The organism is Streptomyces sp. LaBMicrA B280 (genome assembly GCF_049222185.1).
In the GTDB taxonomy this organism is placed as follows: Bacteria; Actinomycetota; Actinomycetes; order Streptomycetales; family Streptomycetaceae; genus Streptomyces; species Streptomyces murinus.
In genome coordinates, this window is sequence record NZ_JBMJCT010000062.1 from 222,563 (window position 1) to 239,559 (window position 16,997).

Consider the following 16,997-nt stretch of genomic DNA (forward strand, 5'->3'; position numbering starts at 1 on the left):
CGGGTGATTCGCTAACTTGAGATCGTGGACAAGAAGAACGCCCTGCGCGCCGGCACCCTGGGCGCCGGTACGACGCTGATGATGCTGCTCATGTCGTCCCCTGCGCTCGCGCTGATCCGCGACGACGGCGACGACCCCGGTCCGGGCCTGAGCGTCGTCCAGACGCTGGGTCTGTACGTGCTGCTCCCGCTGGTCCTCTTCGGGGTCATCGCCGGTCTGGTGATGGCGCTGGACAAGTCCCGCGGCAAGGGCAAGACCCCCTCGTCCAACATCAACGTCAAGCCCGACGCCCAGACCAAGGTCTGATCGCCGGTTCATCGGTTCTTACGCCGGGGGCGCCTGTCCTCCCGTCGGTACGTGTCCCTCGCGTACCCGGGTGAGGTCGGCGCCCTCGGCGTTTTCGCGGCGGTGCGCGCCACGGCTTCCTACGGGCCCTGCGGCTTTCTACGACTCCCGCGGTGCCGACCGGCTGCGGCTGAAGGCGGCCGGGAGCAGCTCGGCGACGGGCAGCCGGGTCAGCCGCCGCCCCTCGGGCCGGACCAGGACGTCGATGCCGGGGAAGTAGTCGATCAGCACCTGCCGGCAGCGGCCGCAGGGCGGGATCACCGCCATGTCGCGCGAGCGCACGGCGACGATCGCGGTCAGCTCGTACGACCCCTGCCCGGCGGCGGCGCCGATCACGACCAGCTCGGCGCAGGGGCCGCCGGTGAAGTGGTAGACGTTCACGGCCGTGACGATCTGGCCGTCGCCGGTGCGCGCGGCCGCCGCCACGGTGTGCAGGTCGGGGCGCGCGTACTCCTCGGCGACACGGCGGGCGGCGGCGACGAGGGCCATGTCGTCAGGGGTGATGGTGTCCACGGCCGTCACGGGTTCGGCGCGATCAGATAGCGCTGCACCGTCGGGCCCATCCAGGCCACCAGTTCCTCCCTGGTCAGCGCCTGCGCGGCGGGCATCCGGAGGACGTGCCGGGTGAGCGCCAGGCCGAGGAGCTGGGCGGCGCACAGGGCGGCGCGGGCCGGGACCTGCTCGGGGTCGGGGCACACCTGCCGGGCCACCGGGAGCAGCTGGTCGCGGAAGACGCCCTGCATCCGCTCGGCACCGGCCTGGTTGGTGACGCCGACCCGCATCATGGCCCGCAGATGCTCGTTCCCCTCCCACAGGTCGAGGAAGTGGCCCACCAGAGCGCGGCCGGCGTCTTCCCGCGGTACGGACGTCAGGTCGGGCAGCCGCAGATCGACGTCGATGGCCGCGGCGAACAGTCCCTCCTTGCTGCCGAAGTAGCGCATCACCATCGACGGGTCGATCCCCGCGTCCTTGGCGATGGCGCGGATGGTGGCCCGGTCGTAGCCGTCGGCGGCGAAGCGTTCGCGGGCGGCGGTGAGGATGGCGGTGCGGGTGGTGTCGGAGCGGCGGGGCGGGGGTGGGTGCTTTTCGGTCATGACAACGAGCGTAGGCCAACATACGTAGGCCAACAAGTGTGGGCCAACAAGTGTTGACCCGTCCCGGTCCCGCGCGTACCGTTGTCAACGGACGTTGGCCAACAGTTGTTGACCAACGGATGTTGGCCGACAGGCGTTGGCCAACGAGCGTTGACCCACGGGCGTTGGCACCCACAGGAGGCCACCATGACCGGCAGCAACGGACATCCCACCGGCAGCACCGACCACACAGACACAACCGGCACCACCAGCACCACCGACCCCACCCGCGTCATCGTCGTCGGCTCCGGCCCCACCGGCCTCCTCCTCGCCGGTGATCTCGCCACCGCCGGCATCCCGGTCACCGTGCTGGAGAAGCGCCCCCAGAAGATCAGCAACCTCTCCCGCGCCTTCGCCCTGCACGCCCGCACCCTCGAACAGCTCGACGCCCGCGGCCTCGCCGACGAACTGGAGGCCACCGGCCGCACCCTCGACCGGCTCCGCCTCTTCGGCCGCCTCTCCATCGACCTCACCGACCTGCCCTCCCGCTTCAACCACCTCCTCGTCCTCCCGCAGTACGAGGTCGAGAAGGCGCTGGCGCGGCGGGCCGTCGAGGCGGGGGCGGAGTTCCGGTACGACACCGAGATGGCCGGGCTCGTCCAGGACGCGGACGGGGTGACGGTCGAGACGCGCGGCCCGGAAGGCCGTACGGAATCGCTGCGGGCCGCGTACGTCGTCGGCGCGGACGGCATGCGCAGCGCGGTGCGGGGCGCGATCGGGCTGCCGTTCCCCGGGAAGTCGGTGCTCCGGTCCGTCGTACTGGCCGATGTGAGGCTGGCCGAACAGCCGGACGAGCTGCTCACGGTCAACGCGGTGGGTGACGCGTTCGCGTTCCTCGCGCCGTTCGGGGACGGATACCACCGGGTGATCGGCTGGCACCGCGGCCGCGATGTGCCCGACACCGAGCCGCTGGACCTGGCCGAGATCAAGGAGATCACCCGGCTCGCGCTCGGCCGTGACTACGGGATGCACGACGCCCGCTGGATGTCCCGGTTCCACAGCGACGAGCGGCAGGCACCGGCGTACCGGGTCGGGCGGGTGTTCCTCGCCGGGGACGCCGCGCATGTGCACACCCCGGCCGGGGGGCAGGGCATGAACACCGGCCTCCAGGACGCGGCCAACCTCAGCTGGAAGCTGGTCTCCGTCCTCGCCGGGCACGCGGACCCGGCCCTGCTCGACACCTACCAGTCCGAACGGCACCCCGTCGGCAAGGCGGTCCTGCGCAGCAGCGGCGGGCTGGTGCGGCTGGCGATGGTCAAGCGCCCCTGGACCCGGGCCGCCCGCGCCGCGCTCACCGGGCTCGTGAGCCACGTCGGCCCCGCCCGCCGCAAGGCCACCGCCCAGGTCACCGGCATCGGCTACCGCTACCCCGCGCCCCGCGGCACCCACCCGCTCACCGGCACCCGCGTCCCCGACGTCCGTCTCGCCGACGGCACCCGCCTCTACGAGGCCCTGCGCGACGGCCACTTCGTCCTGATCACCCCGGCCCACGAGCCCTTCTCCCATGAGCTGCCGCCCCACCCCGACCGTCTGACCACGGCCCACTGGGCGAGCGCCCGCCGTACCACCCTCCTGGTCCGCCCCGACGGCTACGCGGCCTGGGCCTCGGACGGCACTCCCGCCCCGGGTGACCTGCGGTCCGTCCTGACCGCCCACCTGGGCCCCGCCCCCGCCCGCCAACTCCACTGAAAAGGGCGCCGCTTACACTCCCCCCGTGGCATTCCTGAGCACCCCGCACCACTGCTTCCTCTGACCGGAGGACGACGAGGGCGACGCCGTATGGCATCGCCCTCCTCGGTGTGCCCGGCGGCATGAACCCCGGGCACCGTCCCCTCCCGTCGGTCCGCCAGGAGTGCCTTTCCCATGTCTCCTCTGTCTCCCGTGCCCGCGTCGTTTCCGCGCGCTCTCGTCCCCTTCCTCGACCTGCTGCGCTGCCCCACCTGTGGCGCACCCCGCCTGAGCCCCGCCCCCGGCGCCCTGCGCTGCCCGGCCGGGCACACCTTCGACCTCGCCCGGCCCGGTTACGCCGCCTTCCTCACCGGCGCCCGCGCGACCAGCGGCGACGACGCGCCCATGGTCCGCGCCAGGGAGCGCTTCCTGGCCACCGGCGGATACGCGCCGCTGCGGCGGGCCGTGGCCCGGCTGGCCGCCGGGACGCGGCCGCACCCGGCCACGGTCGTGGACGCGGGCTGCGGCACCGGCTACTACCTCGCCGGTGTCCTCGACCGGCTGCCCGGCGCCCGCGGTCTCGGCCTGGACTCCTCCGCGCGCGCCCTGCGTTCGGCCGCGCGGGCCCACGACCGGGCCGCCGCGGTGAGCTGGGACCTCTTCCGCCCGCTCCCGCTGGCCGACGGCGCCGCCGATGTCGTCCTGGACGTGTTCGCCCCGCGCAACCCGGCCGAGTTCCACCGCGTGCTGCGCCCGCACGGCCGCCTGATCGTCGTCCGCCCCACCCCCCGGCACCTCGCGGAACTGCGCGACCGGCTGCCCGGGATGGTCGCCGTCGACCCGGACAAGGAGCGGCGGCTGCACCGCGCGCTGGACCCCTGCTTCGAGGACGGCGGCACCGAACGGGTCGAGTACGGGCTGGACCTGGGCGCGGCGCAGGCCCTCGACCTGGTCGCGATGACCCCGAGCGCGCGCCATCTGGAGCCCACCGGGACGGCGGGGCGGGTCACCGTCTCCGCCCTGGTCACCGTCTACCGGCGGCGGCCCGTCAGCCCCGCCGCACCTCGTACAGGAAGCACCCGTACTCCACCGCCCGCACATGGAGGAACGCCACCTCCGGGTCGCTGAACGCCCGGGTGAGGGCCGCCGGGAAGTCCTCGCGCACCAGTTCCCCGCCGAGGATGTGCCCCTGCGCCGAGTAGCGGCGCAGGACGCGGTGGGTGTTGGTGAAGGGCAGCTCGGGGCCGGAGGGACCGGGGCAGCCGTCCGCGTGCACGAAGACCGGCCCCCGCTCGTCGTACGCGCCGGGGCGGGCGCCGGTCTCCGCCGCCCAGCGGCGCAGCGGAGCGTATGAGACAAGGGCAATTCGCTCCCCGGGTGCGCTGCGGCGCAGGCAGCAGCGCAGCGGAGCGTCGCCCTCCGGGTCGAGGTAACCCGCCGCGGGAACGCCCGCGTCGTCCTCGGTGCGCAGCGCGGCGAGAGTACCTGCGGGAATGGGGCACACGGTGTACGTCGTCATGAGTCCACCTTCCGGCGGCGCGGCCCACCTCACCGGCGGCATACGGACATCGCATTCCCGCCGGACGGCATGGAAGGATGGCGCAACCCACACATAAACGAGGAGATGACCGCGTGCCTGGCACAAACCTGACTCGCGAAGAGGCGCGGCAGCGGGCTGAGCTGCTCAACGTTGACTCGTACGAGATCGAACTCGACCTCTCCGGCGCGCAGGAGGGCGGTACCTACAGGTCCGTGACCACGGTGCGCTTCGACGTCGCCCGCAGCGGGGCGGAGTCCTTCATCGACCTGGTGGCCCCGGCCGTCCACGAGGTCGTGCTCAACGGCGACCGGCTGGAGCCGGCCGAGGTGTTCGCGGACTCGCGGATCACGCTGCCGGGTCTGCTGGAGGGCCGCAACGTCCTGCGGGTCGTGGCCGACTGCGCGTACACCAACACCGGTGAGGGCCTGCACCGCTTCGTCGACCCGGTCGACGAGCAGGCCTATCTGTACACCCAGTTCGAGGTCCCGGACGCGCGCCGCGTCTTCGCCTCCTTCGAGCAGCCGGACCTGAAGGCCACCTTCCAGTTCACCGTGACGGCGCCCGAGGGCTGGACCGTGGTGTCCAACTCGCCGACCCCGGAGCCGCGGGACAACGTCTGGACGTTCGCGCCGACGCCCCGCATCTCGTCGTACATCACCGCGCTGATCGTCGGCCCGTACCACTCGGTGCACAGCGTCTACGAGAAGGACGGCCAGAGCGTGCCGCTCGGCATCTACTGCCGGCCCTCGCTCGCCGAGTTCCTCGACTCGGACGCGATCTTCGAGGTCACCCGGCAGGGCTTCGACTGGTTCCAGGAGAAGTTCGACTGCGCGTACCCCTTCGAGAAGTACGACCAGCTCTTCGTCCCCGAGTTCAACGCGGGCGCCATGGAGAACGCCGGCGCGGTCACCATCCGCGACCAGTACGTCTTCCGGTCCAAGGTGACCGACGCGGCGTACGAGCTGCGCGCGGAGACGCTGCTGCACGAGCTGGCCCACATGTGGTTCGGCGACCTGGTCACCATGGAGTGGTGGAACGACCTGTGGCTGAACGAGTCGTTCGCCACCTACACCTCCATCGCCTGCCAGGCCGCCGCCCCCGGCTCGCGCTGGCCGCACTCGTGGACCACGTTCGCCAACTCCATGAAGACCTGGGCGTACCGGCAGGACCAGCTGCCCTCCACGCACCCGATCATGGCGGACATCCGCGACCTGGACGACGTCCTCGTCAACTTCGACGGCATCACCTACGCCAAGGGCGCCTCCGTCCTCAAGCAGCTGGTGGCGTACGTCGGCGAGGACGAGTTCTTCAAGGGCGTGCAGGCGTACTTCAAGCGGCACGCGTTCGGCAACACCCGCCTGTCCGACCTGCTGGGCGCCCTGGAGGAGACCTCCGGACGCGACCTGAAGACCTGGTCGAAGAAGTGGCTGGAGACCGCCGGGATCAACGTCCTGCGGCCCGAGGTCGAGACGGACGCCGACGGGGTCGTCACCTCCTTCGCCGTGCGCCAGGAGGCCCCCGCGCTGCCCGCCGGCGCCCAGGGCGAGCCGACCCTGCGCCCGCACCGCATCGCGATCGGCCTGTACGACCTCGACGCGGCCGGCAAGCTGGTCCGCACCGAGCGGATCGAGCTGGACGTGGACGGTGAGCTGACCGCCGTACCGCAGCTGACCGGCAAGGCGCGCCCGGCCGTGATCCTGCTCAACGACGACGATCTGTCGTACGCCAAGGTCCGCCTGGACGAGCAGTCCCTCGCGTTCGTCACCGAGCACCTCGGCGACTTCGAGGCGTCCCTGCCGCGCGCCCTGTGCTGGGCCTCCGCCTGGGACATGACGCGGGACGCCGAGCTGGCCACCCGCGACTACCTCTCGCTGGTGCTGTCCGGCATCGGCAAGGAGTCCGACATCGGCGTCGTACAGTCGCTGCACCGCCAGGTGAAGCTGGCCGTCGACCTGTACGCCGACCCGGCCGCCCGTGAGCCGCTGCTCACCCGCTGGACCGACGCCACGCTCGCGCACCTGCGCAGCGCCGAGGCGGGCAGCGACCACCAGCTGGCCTGGGCGCGGGCCTTCGCGGCGACCGCCCGCACCCCCGAGCAGCTGGACCTCCTGGAGGCCCTGCTGGACGGCTCCCAGACCATCGAGGGCCTGGCCGTGGACACCGAGCTGCGCTGGGCGTTCGTGGAGCGCCTCGCGGCCGTCGGCCGGTACGACGAGGCGGAGATCGCCGGCGAGTACGAGCGGGACAAGACCGCCGCCGGTGAGCGGCACGCGGCCACCGCCCGCGCGGCCCGCCCGACCGAGGAGGCGAAGGCGGAGGCCTGGTCCTCGGTGGTCGACTCCGACAAGCTGCCCAACGCGGTGCAGGAGGCCGTGATCGGCGGCTTCGTGCAGACGGACCAGCGCGAACTGCTGGCGCCGTACGCCGAGCGGTACTTCGAGATCGTCAAGGACGCCTGGGACTCCCGTTCGCACGAGATCGCCCAGCAGATCGCCGTCGGCCTCTACCCGTCGCTCCAGATCTCCGGCGAGATCCTGGACCGCACGGACGCCTGGCTGGCCTCGGCCGAGCCCGGCGCGGCCCTGCGCCGTCTGGTCTCCGAGTCCCGCGCGGGCATCGAGCGCGCGCTGAAGGCCCAGGCCGCGGACGGCGCCGCCCAGTAGCGCCCGGCCGGTACGAGGAAGGGGCGCCCGGCGATTCGCCGGGCGCCCCTTTCGTCGCGCCGGGGGTTACCGGGCGGACAGCTCCGCCGCCACCAGCTCCGCGAGCTGCACCGCGTTCAGCGCGGCGCCCTTGCGGAGGTTGTCGTTGGAGACGAACAGCGCGAGGCCGTGCTCCACCGTCTCGTCGCCGCGGATCCGGCCGACGTACGACGGGTCCTGGCCGGCCGCCTGGAGCGGGGTCGGGATGTCGGAGAGGGCGACGCCCGGGGCCTTGGCGAGCAGCTCGGTGGCGCGCTCCGGGGAGATCGGGCGGGCGAACCGGGCGTTGATCTGCAGCGAGTGGCCGGAGAAGACCGGGACGCGCACACAGGTGCCGGAGACCTTCAGCGCGGGGATCTCCAGGATCTTGCGGGACTCGTTGCGGAGCTTCTGCTCCTCGTCGGTCTCGTTCGCCCCGTCTTCCACGATCGCGCCCGCCAGCGGGAGCACGTTGAAGGCGATGGGGCGCTTGTAGACACCCGGCTCGGGGAAGTCGACCGCCGCGCCGTCATGGGTCAGCTTGTCGGCCTCGGCGGCGACCTTCTGCACCTGGCCGTGCAGCTCCGCCACGCCCGCGAGCCCGGATCCGGACACCGCCTGGTACGTGGCGACGATCAGGGCCTCCAGGCCCGCCTCCTCGTGCAGCGGCTTGAGGACCGGCATCGCGGCCATGGTGGTGCAGTTCGGGTTGGCGATGATGCCCTTGGGGCGGTCGGCGATCGCGTGCGGGTTCACCTCGGCGACGACCAGCGGCACCTCGGGGTCCCGGCGCCACGCCGAGGAGTTGTCGATCACCACGGCGCCCTGCGAGGCGACCTTTTCGGCCAGCGCCTTCGAGGTCGCGCCGCCCGCCGAGAAGAGCACGATGTCCAGGCCGGAGTAGTCGGCGGTCGCCGCGTCCTCCACCGTCACGCCGTCCAGGACCGTGCCGGCCGAGCGGGCCGAGGCGAACAGGCGCAGCTGCGTGACCGGGAAGTCGCGCTCCACGAGGATCCTGCGCATGACCGTGCCGACCTGTCCGGTGGCTCCGACGATTCCGACCCTCACGACGACTCCCTCTGTCCGTTTCCTGCCTGGCCCCGGGATGACCGGGGCGTTTCCATCATGCGGCCGACCCCGGTCCACCTGTCCAATTCTTTGCGACATGTGCCCGAGGAGTGGGACACCATCGGCCGCGGGGACGGTTCCGGTTCCACGGCGTCCCCTCGCCGCCCCTGCCCCTACGGATCGCGCTCATACGACGATGTGACGTACGCCTCTGCCGGTCACCCATGGCCGCGGAGTCACCGTGGCCGTCGTACAGTCGTTCGATTCTACCCATGGGCCAACACCGAGGCCGGCTTCCTGCTCGGCCGGGACGCGCGCCCGGATCCAGGCGGCCCCGCGAGGGTTCCGGCAGAGGGTGTGCCGGTGGGCCGGGTAGGCCCTCGTACCCCGGTAGTTGAACGGAAGGCGACCGGCCCCCGGCGCGGCGCGGACGAGTCCATGGCCGGGCCGGGGGCCATAGATCCACGTACGGTGATCGGCGCCCCGAGTTGCCGTGGCGTTCGCATGAATGCCATCCCCGTTGCCAAGGGTCCATAGCAAGCGGGGCGTTCGCGTCCGTGACGGCCCGCGGCCACTGCCGACGCGTTCGCACTCGGGGAGATCGCACCATGTCGCGCCTACGCTCTGCCGCCACCTCCGTAGCGGGGGTCGACCGCCGTACCGTCCTCACCGCCGTCGGAGCGGTCTCGCTCGCCGCGGGTGTCGGCTTCGCCCTGCGCCCCACCGACAGCGAGGCCGCCACCGCCACCGCCGCCACCGGGCAGACCCCGGTCGCCCAGTCCCGGCCGGCCGCCGCCGCGCCGCTCGCCCCCTACCGCACCGGCACCACCCTCGCCACCGTCTCCACCCCGCACGGCACCGGCTACCGGCGGCTCGCCGACGGCCCCGGCTGGCAGCGGGTGGTGCGCACCGAGCTGGCCAAGCCCAAGGTCGGCCGCGACAAGCGCCGGCACGCCATCGCCGCGTTCGTGCAGTTCACCGATCTGCATCTGCAGGACGTGCAGCACCCGCTGCGCCTGGAGTACCTGCGCGCCGCCCACCAGGACGTCTGGCGGCCGCACGAGGCGCTCACCGTGCCCGGCGCCGTCTCGCTGGTGGAGCGGGTCAACGCGCTGCGCGGCGCCCCCGTCACCGGCGCCCCGCTCCAGTTCGTGATGACCACAGGCGACAACACCGACAACAACGCCCGCTCCGAACTGGAGTGGTTCATGAAGGTGATGAGCGGCGGCCGGATCACCCCCAACACCGGCGACCCGAGACACTACGAGGGCGTGCAGAACAGCGGCCTCTCCCTGTACTGGCAGCCCGGGTCCACCGCCGGGGACAGCGACAAGGCACTCGGCTTCCCGCACCTGGACGGCTTCCTCGCCGCCGCGATCCGCGAGGTGCGCAGCCCCGGCCTCAACCTGCCCTGGTACTCCACCGTCGGCAACCACGACGCGCTCCCGCTCGGCATCTACGGCGCCCACGGCGACCCCTACCTCGCCGAGGCGGCGATCGGCGGCAAGAAGCTGTTCAGCGTGAGCGCCGCCGACGCCAAGAAGCTCCAGGACTCCATCTGGAGCGGCAAGGACCCCAAGGGCGCCGCCTACCGCGACTTCCTCAAGTCCCATGCGAGCGGAATGCGTTCGGTCACGGCCGACGACTCGCGCGCCCTGTACACCCCGGCCGAGTACCTCAAGGCCCATCTGGACCCCGCCTACCAGGGGCACGGTCCGGCGGGCCACGGCTACTCCTCGGCCAACCTCGACGCGGGCACCCAGTACTACGCCTTCCGGATCGCCGAGGACGTCATCGGCATCAGCCTGGACACCACCGACGCGGGCGGCCACTACCAGGGGTCCGTCGGGACCGCCCAGCTGAAGTGGCTGGAGAAGACGCTGCGGGACAACAAGGGCTCCCACGCGATCGTCTTCAGCCACCACACCAGCGACTCGATGACCAACCAGCGCCCCGACCCGGCCCGCCCCGGCGAGATGCGGCACACCGGCGCCGAGGTGGTCAACCTGCTGGCCCGGCACGCCAATGTGCTGGCCTGGGTCAACGGGCACAAGCACGAGAACGAGATCACCCCGCACCGCAACAGCGCGGGCGGCTCCTTCTGGGAGATCTCCACCGCCTCGCACATCGACCACCCGCACCTGGCCCGCATCATCGAGCTGGTCGACAACAAGGACGGCACGATCTCCCTGTTCACCACCCTGATCGAGTCCGCCGCCCCGGCCCGCACCGACTTCTCCGACCTCTCCCAGACCGGACTGGCCTCCCTCTACCGCGAGTTGGCCTTCAACGCCCCCGGCGCGAAGACGAACCTGGCGGGCGCCTCGGTCGACCGCAACACGGAGCTGGTCCTCAAGAAGGGCTGACGCGCGCCGGGCCGACACGGGACGCGCCGAACGGGTATCTTCCCCCGACCGCACACCACAGGCTGGGGGAAGACATGCGCGTCCGCACCGTCCTGGCGAGCGCCGGCGCCCCGCTCCTGGCGGCCGCCCTCGCGACGGCCCTCGCGCTCCCGGCCGCCCCCGCCCCCGCCCCCGCCCCTGCCCACGCCGCGACCGCACGGGCCCTCGACGCTGCGGTGCGCTCGGGCGTTCCCGGCGCGACCGTCACCGTCCACGACCCCCGCGGCACCTGGTCCGCCACCGCCGGGACCGGCGACCTGCGCACCGGCGGGCCGCGTTCCCCCGGCGACCGTTACCGCATCGGCAGCCTGACCAAGACCTTCGTCGCCACCGTCCTGCTCCAGCTGGAGGCGGAGGGCAGGCTGTCCCTGGACGACACCGTGGACACCTGGCTGCCGGGCCTGGTCGAGGGCCACGGCAACGACGGCCGCCGGATCACCCTGCGCCAACTCCTCGGCCACACCAGCGGGATACCCGACTACACCGCCGACCCGGACTTCCGCGCCCGGTACCTCACCGAGGACGGCTTTCGGCGGCACCGCTACGAGGCGCTCGCCCCGCGCCGGTTGGTGGCCATGGCCCTGCGGCACGCGCCCGACTTCGCGCCGGGCACCTCATGGCGCTACTCCAACACCAACTACGTGATCGCCGGGATGGTCATCGAGAAGGCGACGGGACGGTCGTACGCCACCGAGATCACCCGGCGTCTCATCGAACCGCTGCGGCTGACGGCGACGTCCGTGCCCGTCGGGGAGGTCGAGGTGCCCCGGCCCAGCAGCCGGGCCTACTCGACGTTCGGCGGCTCGGTGGGGGAGCCGTACGACGTCACCGACCTCGATCCCTCCCTCGCCGCCGCCTCCGGCGCGATGATCTCCGACTCGGCCGACCTGGACCGCTTCTACGCCGCCCTGCTCGGCGGACGGCTGCTTCCCGCGCGCCAGTCGGGGGAGCTGAGGACCACCGTGGCGATCGCACAGGCCCCGGGCGTCCGCTACGGCCTCGGGCTGATGGACCGGCGGCTGTCCTGCGGTGTCCATGTCTGGACCCACACCGGCGACATCCTGGGCTCCACCTCGGTCGCCGCCGCGACGCCCGACGGCCGGCACACACTGGCCCTGAACTTCAACGGGGACTGGGCGGGGGACACGACCGCGGTGCTGGACGCCGAGTACTGCGGCACCGCGGGCCGGTCCGTACCGGCCCGGAACTGACGTGGGCGCGGGCCGAGTTCAGCCCTGCGACTGCGCCCCCTCCGGCCCCTGCGCCCACTCCGACTTCGCGCCGTAGGCATGCTGGTCGCCCTGCTGTACGGCGAACACGGTCCCGGAGCCGTGCGCCGTGTTTGTCTGCCGCAGCACCCGCCCCCGCGTCCCGCCCCCGGGCGCCTCTTCGACGGCCGCCGCGAGCCGTTCCAGCGCGGCGCGGACGGCCGGGTCGCGCCGGAGCAGCGCGGTCAGCTCCAGGGTCCAGTAGGAGAAGAGCGCCTGCCGGGCCGCGTCGGGGTCCGGGGCCTGCCGGACGAGCGTCGCGTTGCCGTCGAGCTGGCTCTCCAGGGCGGCCCTTCGGCGGCGGTCCGGGCGGAAGAGGGCGACGACGGCGCCGCGGGTCTCCTGCCACAGATCGGTGGCCATCGCGGTGACCACGGCGGCGGCCCCGGCCTCGGCGAGCACGGTCAGTTCGTCGTTCATCCGCTTGCCTCAGTGCTTTCGCTCGATCCGGATGTGCTGGGTGCCGTGCTGGGTGGCGTAGACGACGCCGTGACCGGTGGCCTTGTTGACCATCCTCGAACCGGCCGTCTCCGAACCGGCGGGCCGCTCCTGGGCGTCGGCCGGTTCGGGAGCGGCCCCGGCCGGGTCCGGGTCCGGGTCTGTGTCCGGGTCCGGGGGCAGCTCCCGGCCCGGCAACTGGAGCCAGGCGTCGGCGGTGTGCTCCTTCACCGTGAAGCCGACCCTGCGGAAGTCCTCGGGGAACAGGCCGAGATGGCCGTGCCGCACCGTCTCGTCGTAGAAGTGCCCGGACAGCAGCAGCGACGCGGGCACCGTCTCCGGCGCCCCGGCCAGCGCGGCCCGCGCGGGGGGCGCGTCCAGCAGTCTGGCCAGGACCTCCAGCGGGCTCCCGGCGACCGTTCCGTCCGGGGAGACATGGACATCGCCCGCGTGCAGCGCGATCCGCACCCGGATCCGGGTCAGCGGCGCGGCCCCCCGGTTGTACGTGCGCAGCCGCAGGGCGAGTTCGGGCACCAGCGGATGGACGAGCGCCGCCTTGCGGGTGCCCGCAGGTGCCGTCACCCGCAGTCCGTCGCCCAGATCGTGGCGCAGACACGCGGACCAGTCGACACCGCTCGCCTCGAACGCCTCCTCGACCATCTCCGTGAGCCGCGCCCGGATCTCCAGGAGCGCCCGGTCCCCGCGCCCGGCGGACCGCTCGATGTCCACGGCCAGCACGGCCCGGTACTCCAACTCGTCGTTCATGGCACCCGCTTCGGCTCGGCGGCGGAGGTGACGTACTCCAGTCTTCCCGCGCCGGTGTGCGCACAACTCGTAGGAATACGGGGTCGGGCGGGGATACTGGGGTCATGGTGGACGGCACCCGGTCCCTCGCGCGTTCCGGACGGCGGCCGCGCGAGGAGTGGGACTGGCCGGCGCCCAGCCTGCTCGGCGGCCTCGGCGCGGACGCGCGCGCCCGCCTGCTGGGCCTCGGGACACGGGTGCGCTACGACGCGGACCGGATCCTGATCCGGGAGGCCGAGCACACCGACTTCGCGCTGATCCTGCTGGACGGCGTGGTGAAGGCCACCGGCCGCACCCAGGACGGCCGGGACGCCCTGCTCGCGGTGCGGATGGGCGGCGATCTGGTGGGCGAACTCGCCGCCGTGGACGGCAATCCCCGCTCGGCCACCGTCACCACCTGCGGTCCGCTCGTCGCCCGGATGGTGACCCGCGCGGCCTTCCTCGACTGCCTGCGCCGGGACGCGCGGATCGCGGACGCCGTGAACCGCGCCATCGTGGCCAAACTGCGCCTGGCCAACGCCCATCGCATCAACTTCACCGGCTGCGACGTCGGCACCCGCCTCGCCCGGGTGCTGCACCATCTCGCGATGACCTACGGGGAGCGCGCGGGCGCCGGTGCGGTGATCCACTGGCCGATCACCCAGCCCGAACTGGCCACCCTGGCGGGCGCGGCCGAGCCCAGCGTGCACAAGGCGCTGCGCGCGCTGCGCCGTTCGGGCGCCGTCGCCACCGGCTACCGCAGCGTCCGCATCGAGGACCTCGCCCTGCTGTACCGCATCGCCTACCCGGAACCCTGAACTCCCTTGTGCAGAAGTGGTGTCGAGAGCCCCGGGGCCGCTCGAAATCGGTCCGGGAAAACCGTACTTTGACGACAGCCCGGTGCCCGCCCGTGGCTAGCGTGGCGGCAGGGCGCCGGCGCGACAGGGCTCCGGGGCCGCCTGCGCAACGGGGGTTGTCATGACGGACAGGGACACGAGCGGGCCCGCGCCGGCCGACGAGGAACGGCGCGAGGGACGGCACGAGGAGCGGCACGAGGGACGGCCCGGACACGGGCCCGAGCGGCGGATCGACATCGCGGGCGACGCGGGCGGCCCGGTCGTCGCCGGTGATCACAACGTCGTCATCGACGCCCAGCACGGCTCCACCGTCACCCTCCTCATGGAGGGCCGCCGCCCCCGCCCGGTGCGCCGCGACCGGGTGGCCCTGCTGCCCCGGCGGCAGAACGCGCCGCTCGGCCGGGACCCCGACCTGGCCCGGCTCGCGACCGCCGTCCGCGACGGCGGACCGGTCCAGCTCTGGGGCGCGCCCGGCGTCGGCAAGAGCACCCTGCTGCGGCACGCGGCCCGCACCCTCACCCCGGAACGCGACGGCGTGCTCTTCCTCGACGCGGCCCGGCGCGAACCCGAGGACCTCGCCCAGGACATGTTCGAGGCCTGCTACGAGACCCGGGGGTACGCCCCCTCCGGCCCCGAACTGCGCCGCCTGATGACCGGCGTGCGCGTCACCGTCTACGTCGACAACGCCGACTTCTCCCCGGAGGGCCTGCGCACCCTCATGGACGCGGCGCCCGACGCCACGTTCGTCGTCGCGGGCCGGGACAGATCGCTGCTCGGCGACGGCACCGCCCTGCGCCTGGACGGCATCGGCCGCGCCCCCGCCCTCGATCTGCTCGCCCGCGAACTGGGGCGGCCCGTGGGCGCGGGCGCGGAGGGCGCCACGGCGGGCGACCTGTGGGAGACATCGTCCGGGCGGCCCCTGCTGCTGCTGCGCGCCGCCGCCCTCACCCGCCTGGAGGCGGCCGGCACCGGCGCCCTGCCCCGCCCCGCCGAGGTCGGCGATCTGCTGCCCCTGCTGCTCGGCCGACTGGACGACGAACCGCTGCGCGTCCTGCGGCTGTTGACCACCCTCGACGACGCCGAACTCGACGTCGGCCACATCGAGGCCCTCGGCGGCGCCTCCGACACCGCCCTGCTCTGCGGCCGCCTGGTGGACCTGGGCCTCGCGGAGCAGACCCAACGCGGCTACCGCGCCGTGGCCGATGTCGTACCGGCGCTGCGCGAGCGCGACCCCGAGCCGTTCCCCGTCGAGGTGCTGTGCGAGCACTTCGCCACCTGGATCGGCCGCCCCGCCACCACCCCCGCGCAGGTCGAGCAGCACGCCCGCGCCCTGGAGGTGGTGGCCGAACTCGCCGAGCGGGACGGGCGCCCCGAGCTGGCGGTGCGGATCGTACGGGCCGCGTCCCCGGCGCTGGCCCGCTCGCTGCGGTTCGGTGTGTGGGGCAGGCTGCTGGACCTCGGGCTGCCCGCCGCCCAGCTGGCCGGCGACCGTCAGGCCGTCGCGTACTTCACCCATGAGCAGGGCATCCGCAGCCTGCTCACCGGGCGCCGGGTGATGGCGGCCGTCCTGCTCACCGAGGCGGCCGTCCTGTGGCGCCAACTCGGCGATGTGCACGGCGCGAACGCGGCCGCCGGGGCCCACCAGTACGTCCCCTCGCACGCCGCGAACGCCCAGGGCACCCTCCTCCAGCCGGACGGCGGCGCCTCCCACCTCGCCTCCTCAGGACCCTCCGCAGGGCCCTCCGCCCCCGACCCGTCCACCGCCCACGCGGCGGGCGCACACGGTACGGCGGCCCACCCGCCCGCCACCCCGATGGACCCCGGCACGACGGCCCACACGACGGCGGCCCAGCACACGACGGCCACCACACACACCACGGCCACCTCCCACACGGCGGCCACGACACACTCGGCCGCCGCCCCGCACGCGGCGAACGCCGGTGCGGCGAAGGCGGGCGCGGCGAAGGCGAACAGCAGGTCGGCGCGCCGGGGTTCGCGGTCCTGTTCCGAGCTGTGGGCGATCCAGGCGCGCAAGATCACGCGGGGACGGGCGCGGCGGGCGCGGGCGCCGCGGGTGCGGGCGCGGCCGGTGCCGGGGCCTCCATGGCGGGGGCCTCCGTGGTGCTCAAGGTCGTCGCGGTGATCGTCGCCGTCGTCGTGGGCCGGGTCGTCATCAGCCAGGCGGTGCACTCGTTCGCGGAGAGCCGCTCCGGCTCGTCCAGCTCGTCCAGCTCCTCCGACACCGGTCTCGCGGGACGCTGGACGGGCAGCGACGGGGCGACGTACGAGTTCGACGCGTCGGGCGGCGGATACGTCTCCCGCGGGCGCGACGCCTGCGGCCAGGACGCGAGCACCGAGTTCACCGGCGGCGGCGACACCTACAGCGCCGAGCGGCCCATCTACAACTCCACCGGCGGCTCCTGCACCGACCTCCTCGGCGAGGCCACCACCACGATCACCCTCAGCGGCGACTCCGCCAAGGTCACCACCACCATGACCAAGACCTACCAGCAGGGCGTGCAGTGCTTCAGCTGCGGAACGCTCTACCTCACCCGCGCGCGGTGACCCCCGCTCCCCAGGAAGGGCCCCATGTCCCGTACACCCGGTAACAGCATCCGCATCGGCGGTGACGCGTCCGGCCCGGTCGTCGCCGGGAACGGCAACCGCGTCGAGGTCCGGCAGGCCGCCCCCGAGGCCGACCGGGAGGCCGCCGGTCCCGTCCAGAACAACACGGCCAACGACCACGGCACCGTCTACACGGTGATGAACGGCGATCTGCACGTCCACCACGAGATGCCGGAAGAGGCCTGA

At 73.2% G+C, this 16,997-nt stretch carries 16 protein-coding genes; 10 read left to right on the plus strand and 6 right to left on the minus strand.

Features of this window, described 5'->3' with window-relative positions; translation table 11 throughout:
- The first annotated feature begins 24 nt into the window (after positions 1-24).
- The gene (locus ACLF5H_RS34065; RefSeq protein WP_421679869.1) at positions 25-306 is read left to right on the plus strand and encodes a hypothetical protein; all 282 of its coding nucleotides are present in this window, start codon (positions 25-27) and stop codon (positions 304-306) included.
- A gap of 138 nt (positions 307-444) precedes the next feature.
- On the opposite strand, the gene ACLF5H_RS34070 is transcribed toward ACLF5H_RS34065, so the two are convergent.
- Both ACLF5H_RS34070 and ACLF5H_RS34075 read right to left on the minus strand, forming a co-directional pair.
- The gene (locus ACLF5H_RS34070) at positions 445-834 is read right to left on the minus strand and encodes a cytidine deaminase family protein (protein WP_421679940.1); all 390 of its coding nucleotides are present in this window, start codon (positions 832-834) and stop codon (positions 445-447) included.
- A 29-nt stretch (positions 835-863) separates the two neighbouring features.
- Entirely contained in the window at positions 864-1,439 is a 576-nt protein-coding gene (locus ACLF5H_RS34075) for a TetR family transcriptional regulator (protein WP_421679870.1), read from the minus strand.
- A 186-nt stretch (positions 1,440-1,625) separates the two neighbouring features.
- On the opposite strand from ACLF5H_RS34075, the gene ACLF5H_RS34080 reads away from it, so the two are divergent.
- Both ACLF5H_RS34080 and ACLF5H_RS34085 read left to right on the plus strand, forming a co-directional pair.
- Positions 1,626-3,167: an FAD-dependent monooxygenase gene (locus ACLF5H_RS34080; protein ID WP_421679871.1), complete on the plus strand. Its 1,542-nt coding sequence runs from the start codon at positions 1,626-1,628 to the stop codon at positions 3,165-3,167.
- A gap of 174 nt (positions 3,168-3,341) precedes the next feature.
- Positions 3,342-4,274 carry a methyltransferase domain-containing protein gene (locus tag ACLF5H_RS34085; RefSeq protein ID WP_421679872.1) on the plus strand — a complete coding sequence of 311 codons (933 nt, stop codon included), beginning with the start codon at positions 3,342-3,344 and terminating at the stop codon, positions 4,272-4,274.
- Here ACLF5H_RS34085 and ACLF5H_RS34090 read toward each other — a convergent pair.
- Positions 4,195-4,665 carry a DUF1203 domain-containing protein gene (locus ACLF5H_RS34090; RefSeq protein WP_421679873.1) on the minus strand — a complete coding sequence of 157 codons (471 nt, stop codon included), beginning with the start codon at positions 4,663-4,665 and terminating at the stop codon, positions 4,195-4,197. The genes ACLF5H_RS34085 and ACLF5H_RS34090 overlap by 80 nt on opposite strands.
- Before the next feature lie 113 nt (positions 4,666-4,778).
- Here ACLF5H_RS34090 and pepN point away from each other — a divergent pair, with 113 nt between their 5' ends.
- The gene (pepN, locus tag ACLF5H_RS34095; protein ID WP_421679874.1) at positions 4,779-7,349 is read left to right on the plus strand and encodes an aminopeptidase N; all 2,571 of its coding nucleotides are present in this window, start codon (positions 4,779-4,781) and stop codon (positions 7,347-7,349) included.
- A gap of 66 nt (positions 7,350-7,415) precedes the next feature.
- Here the strand turns inward: pepN and ACLF5H_RS34100 are convergent, their stop codons facing one another.
- Positions 7,416-8,435 (minus strand): aspartate-semialdehyde dehydrogenase, encoded by a 1,020-nt coding sequence (locus tag ACLF5H_RS34100; RefSeq protein WP_421679875.1) that lies wholly within the window; start codon positions 8,433-8,435, stop codon positions 7,416-7,418.
- 608 nt (positions 8,436-9,043) lie between these two features.
- Here ACLF5H_RS34100 and ACLF5H_RS34105 point away from each other — a divergent pair.
- Both ACLF5H_RS34105 and ACLF5H_RS34110 read left to right on the plus strand, forming a co-directional pair.
- A complete protein-coding gene (locus ACLF5H_RS34105; protein ID WP_421679876.1) occupies positions 9,044-10,801 on the plus strand; it encodes a TIGR03767 family metallophosphoesterase in 1,758 nt (585 codons plus the stop codon).
- 74 nt (positions 10,802-10,875) lie between these two features.
- Entirely contained in the window at positions 10,876-12,051 is a 1,176-nt protein-coding gene (locus tag ACLF5H_RS34110; RefSeq protein WP_421679877.1) for a serine hydrolase domain-containing protein, read from the plus strand.
- An 18-nt stretch (positions 12,052-12,069) separates the two neighbouring features.
- Here ACLF5H_RS34110 and ACLF5H_RS34115 read toward each other — a convergent pair whose 3' ends face one another.
- Together ACLF5H_RS34115 and ACLF5H_RS34120 are read right to left on the minus strand one after the other, a co-directional pair.
- Positions 12,070-12,528, minus strand: a complete 459-nt coding sequence (locus ACLF5H_RS34115) for a hypothetical protein (protein ID WP_421679878.1) — start codon at positions 12,526-12,528, stop codon at positions 12,070-12,072.
- 9 nt (positions 12,529-12,537) lie between these two features.
- Positions 12,538-13,311 (minus strand): hypothetical protein, encoded by a 774-nt coding sequence (locus ACLF5H_RS34120; RefSeq protein ID WP_421679879.1) that lies wholly within the window; start codon positions 13,309-13,311, stop codon positions 12,538-12,540.
- A gap of 104 nt (positions 13,312-13,415) precedes the next feature.
- Between ACLF5H_RS34120 and ACLF5H_RS34125 the strand changes: the two genes are divergently transcribed.
- The 4 genes from ACLF5H_RS34125 (at position 13,416) to ACLF5H_RS34140 (ending at position 16,997) form a co-directional block, all read left to right on the plus strand.
- The gene (locus ACLF5H_RS34125; protein ID WP_421679880.1) at positions 13,416-14,147 is read left to right on the plus strand and encodes a Crp/Fnr family transcriptional regulator; all 732 of its coding nucleotides are present in this window, start codon (positions 13,416-13,418) and stop codon (positions 14,145-14,147) included.
- 160 nt (positions 14,148-14,307) lie between these two features.
- Positions 14,308-16,329, plus strand: coding sequence for an ATP-binding protein (locus ACLF5H_RS34130; protein WP_421679881.1), 2,022 nt, complete (start codon positions 14,308-14,310; stop codon positions 16,327-16,329).
- Positions 16,290-16,751: a hypothetical protein gene (locus ACLF5H_RS34135; protein ID WP_421679882.1), complete on the plus strand. Its 462-nt coding sequence runs from the start codon at positions 16,290-16,292 to the stop codon at positions 16,749-16,751. Before ACLF5H_RS34130 ends, ACLF5H_RS34135 begins: the two co-directional genes overlap by 40 nt.
- A gap of 24 nt (positions 16,752-16,775) precedes the next feature.
- A complete protein-coding gene (locus tag ACLF5H_RS34140) occupies positions 16,776-16,997 on the plus strand; it encodes a hypothetical protein (RefSeq protein ID WP_421679883.1) in 222 nt (73 codons plus the stop codon).

What these genes read in the sequence shown, in the direction of transcription:
- ACLF5H_RS34070 (WP_421679940.1), bottom strand. Translation starts at nt 834, where the DNA reads ATGGCCCTCGTCGCCGCCGCCCGCCGTGTCGCCGAGGAGTACGCGCGC.
- ACLF5H_RS34075 (WP_421679870.1), bottom strand. Translation starts at nt 1,439, where the DNA reads ATGACCGAAAAGCACCCACCCCCGCCCCGCCGCTCCGACACCACCCGC.
- ACLF5H_RS34080 (WP_421679871.1), top strand. Translation starts at nt 1,626, where the DNA reads ATGACCGGCAGCAACGGACATCCCACCGGCAGCACCGACCACACAGAC.
- ACLF5H_RS34085 (WP_421679872.1), top strand. Translation starts at nt 3,342, where the DNA reads ATGTCTCCTCTGTCTCCCGTGCCCGCGTCGTTTCCGCGCGCTCTCGTC.
- ACLF5H_RS34090 (WP_421679873.1), bottom strand. Translation starts at nt 4,665, where the DNA reads ATGACGACGTACACCGTGTGCCCCATTCCCGCAGGTACTCTCGCCGCG.
- ACLF5H_RS34105 (WP_421679876.1), top strand. Translation starts at nt 9,044, where the DNA reads ATGTCGCGCCTACGCTCTGCCGCCACCTCCGTAGCGGGGGTCGACCGC.
- ACLF5H_RS34110 (WP_421679877.1), top strand. Translation starts at nt 10,876, where the DNA reads ATGCGCGTCCGCACCGTCCTGGCGAGCGCCGGCGCCCCGCTCCTGGCG.
- ACLF5H_RS34115 (WP_421679878.1), bottom strand. Translation starts at nt 12,528, where the DNA reads ATGAACGACGAACTGACCGTGCTCGCCGAGGCCGGGGCCGCCGCCGTG.
- ACLF5H_RS34120 (WP_421679879.1), bottom strand. Translation starts at nt 13,311, where the DNA reads ATGAACGACGAGTTGGAGTACCGGGCCGTGCTGGCCGTGGACATCGAG.
- ACLF5H_RS34125 (WP_421679880.1), top strand. Translation starts at nt 13,416, where the DNA reads ATGGTGGACGGCACCCGGTCCCTCGCGCGTTCCGGACGGCGGCCGCGC.
- ACLF5H_RS34130 (WP_421679881.1), top strand. Translation starts at nt 14,308, where the DNA reads ATGACGGACAGGGACACGAGCGGGCCCGCGCCGGCCGACGAGGAACGG.
- ACLF5H_RS34135 (WP_421679882.1), top strand. Translation starts at nt 16,290, where the DNA reads ATGGCGGGGGCCTCCGTGGTGCTCAAGGTCGTCGCGGTGATCGTCGCC.
- ACLF5H_RS34140 (WP_421679883.1), top strand. Translation starts at nt 16,776, where the DNA reads ATGTCCCGTACACCCGGTAACAGCATCCGCATCGGCGGTGACGCGTCC.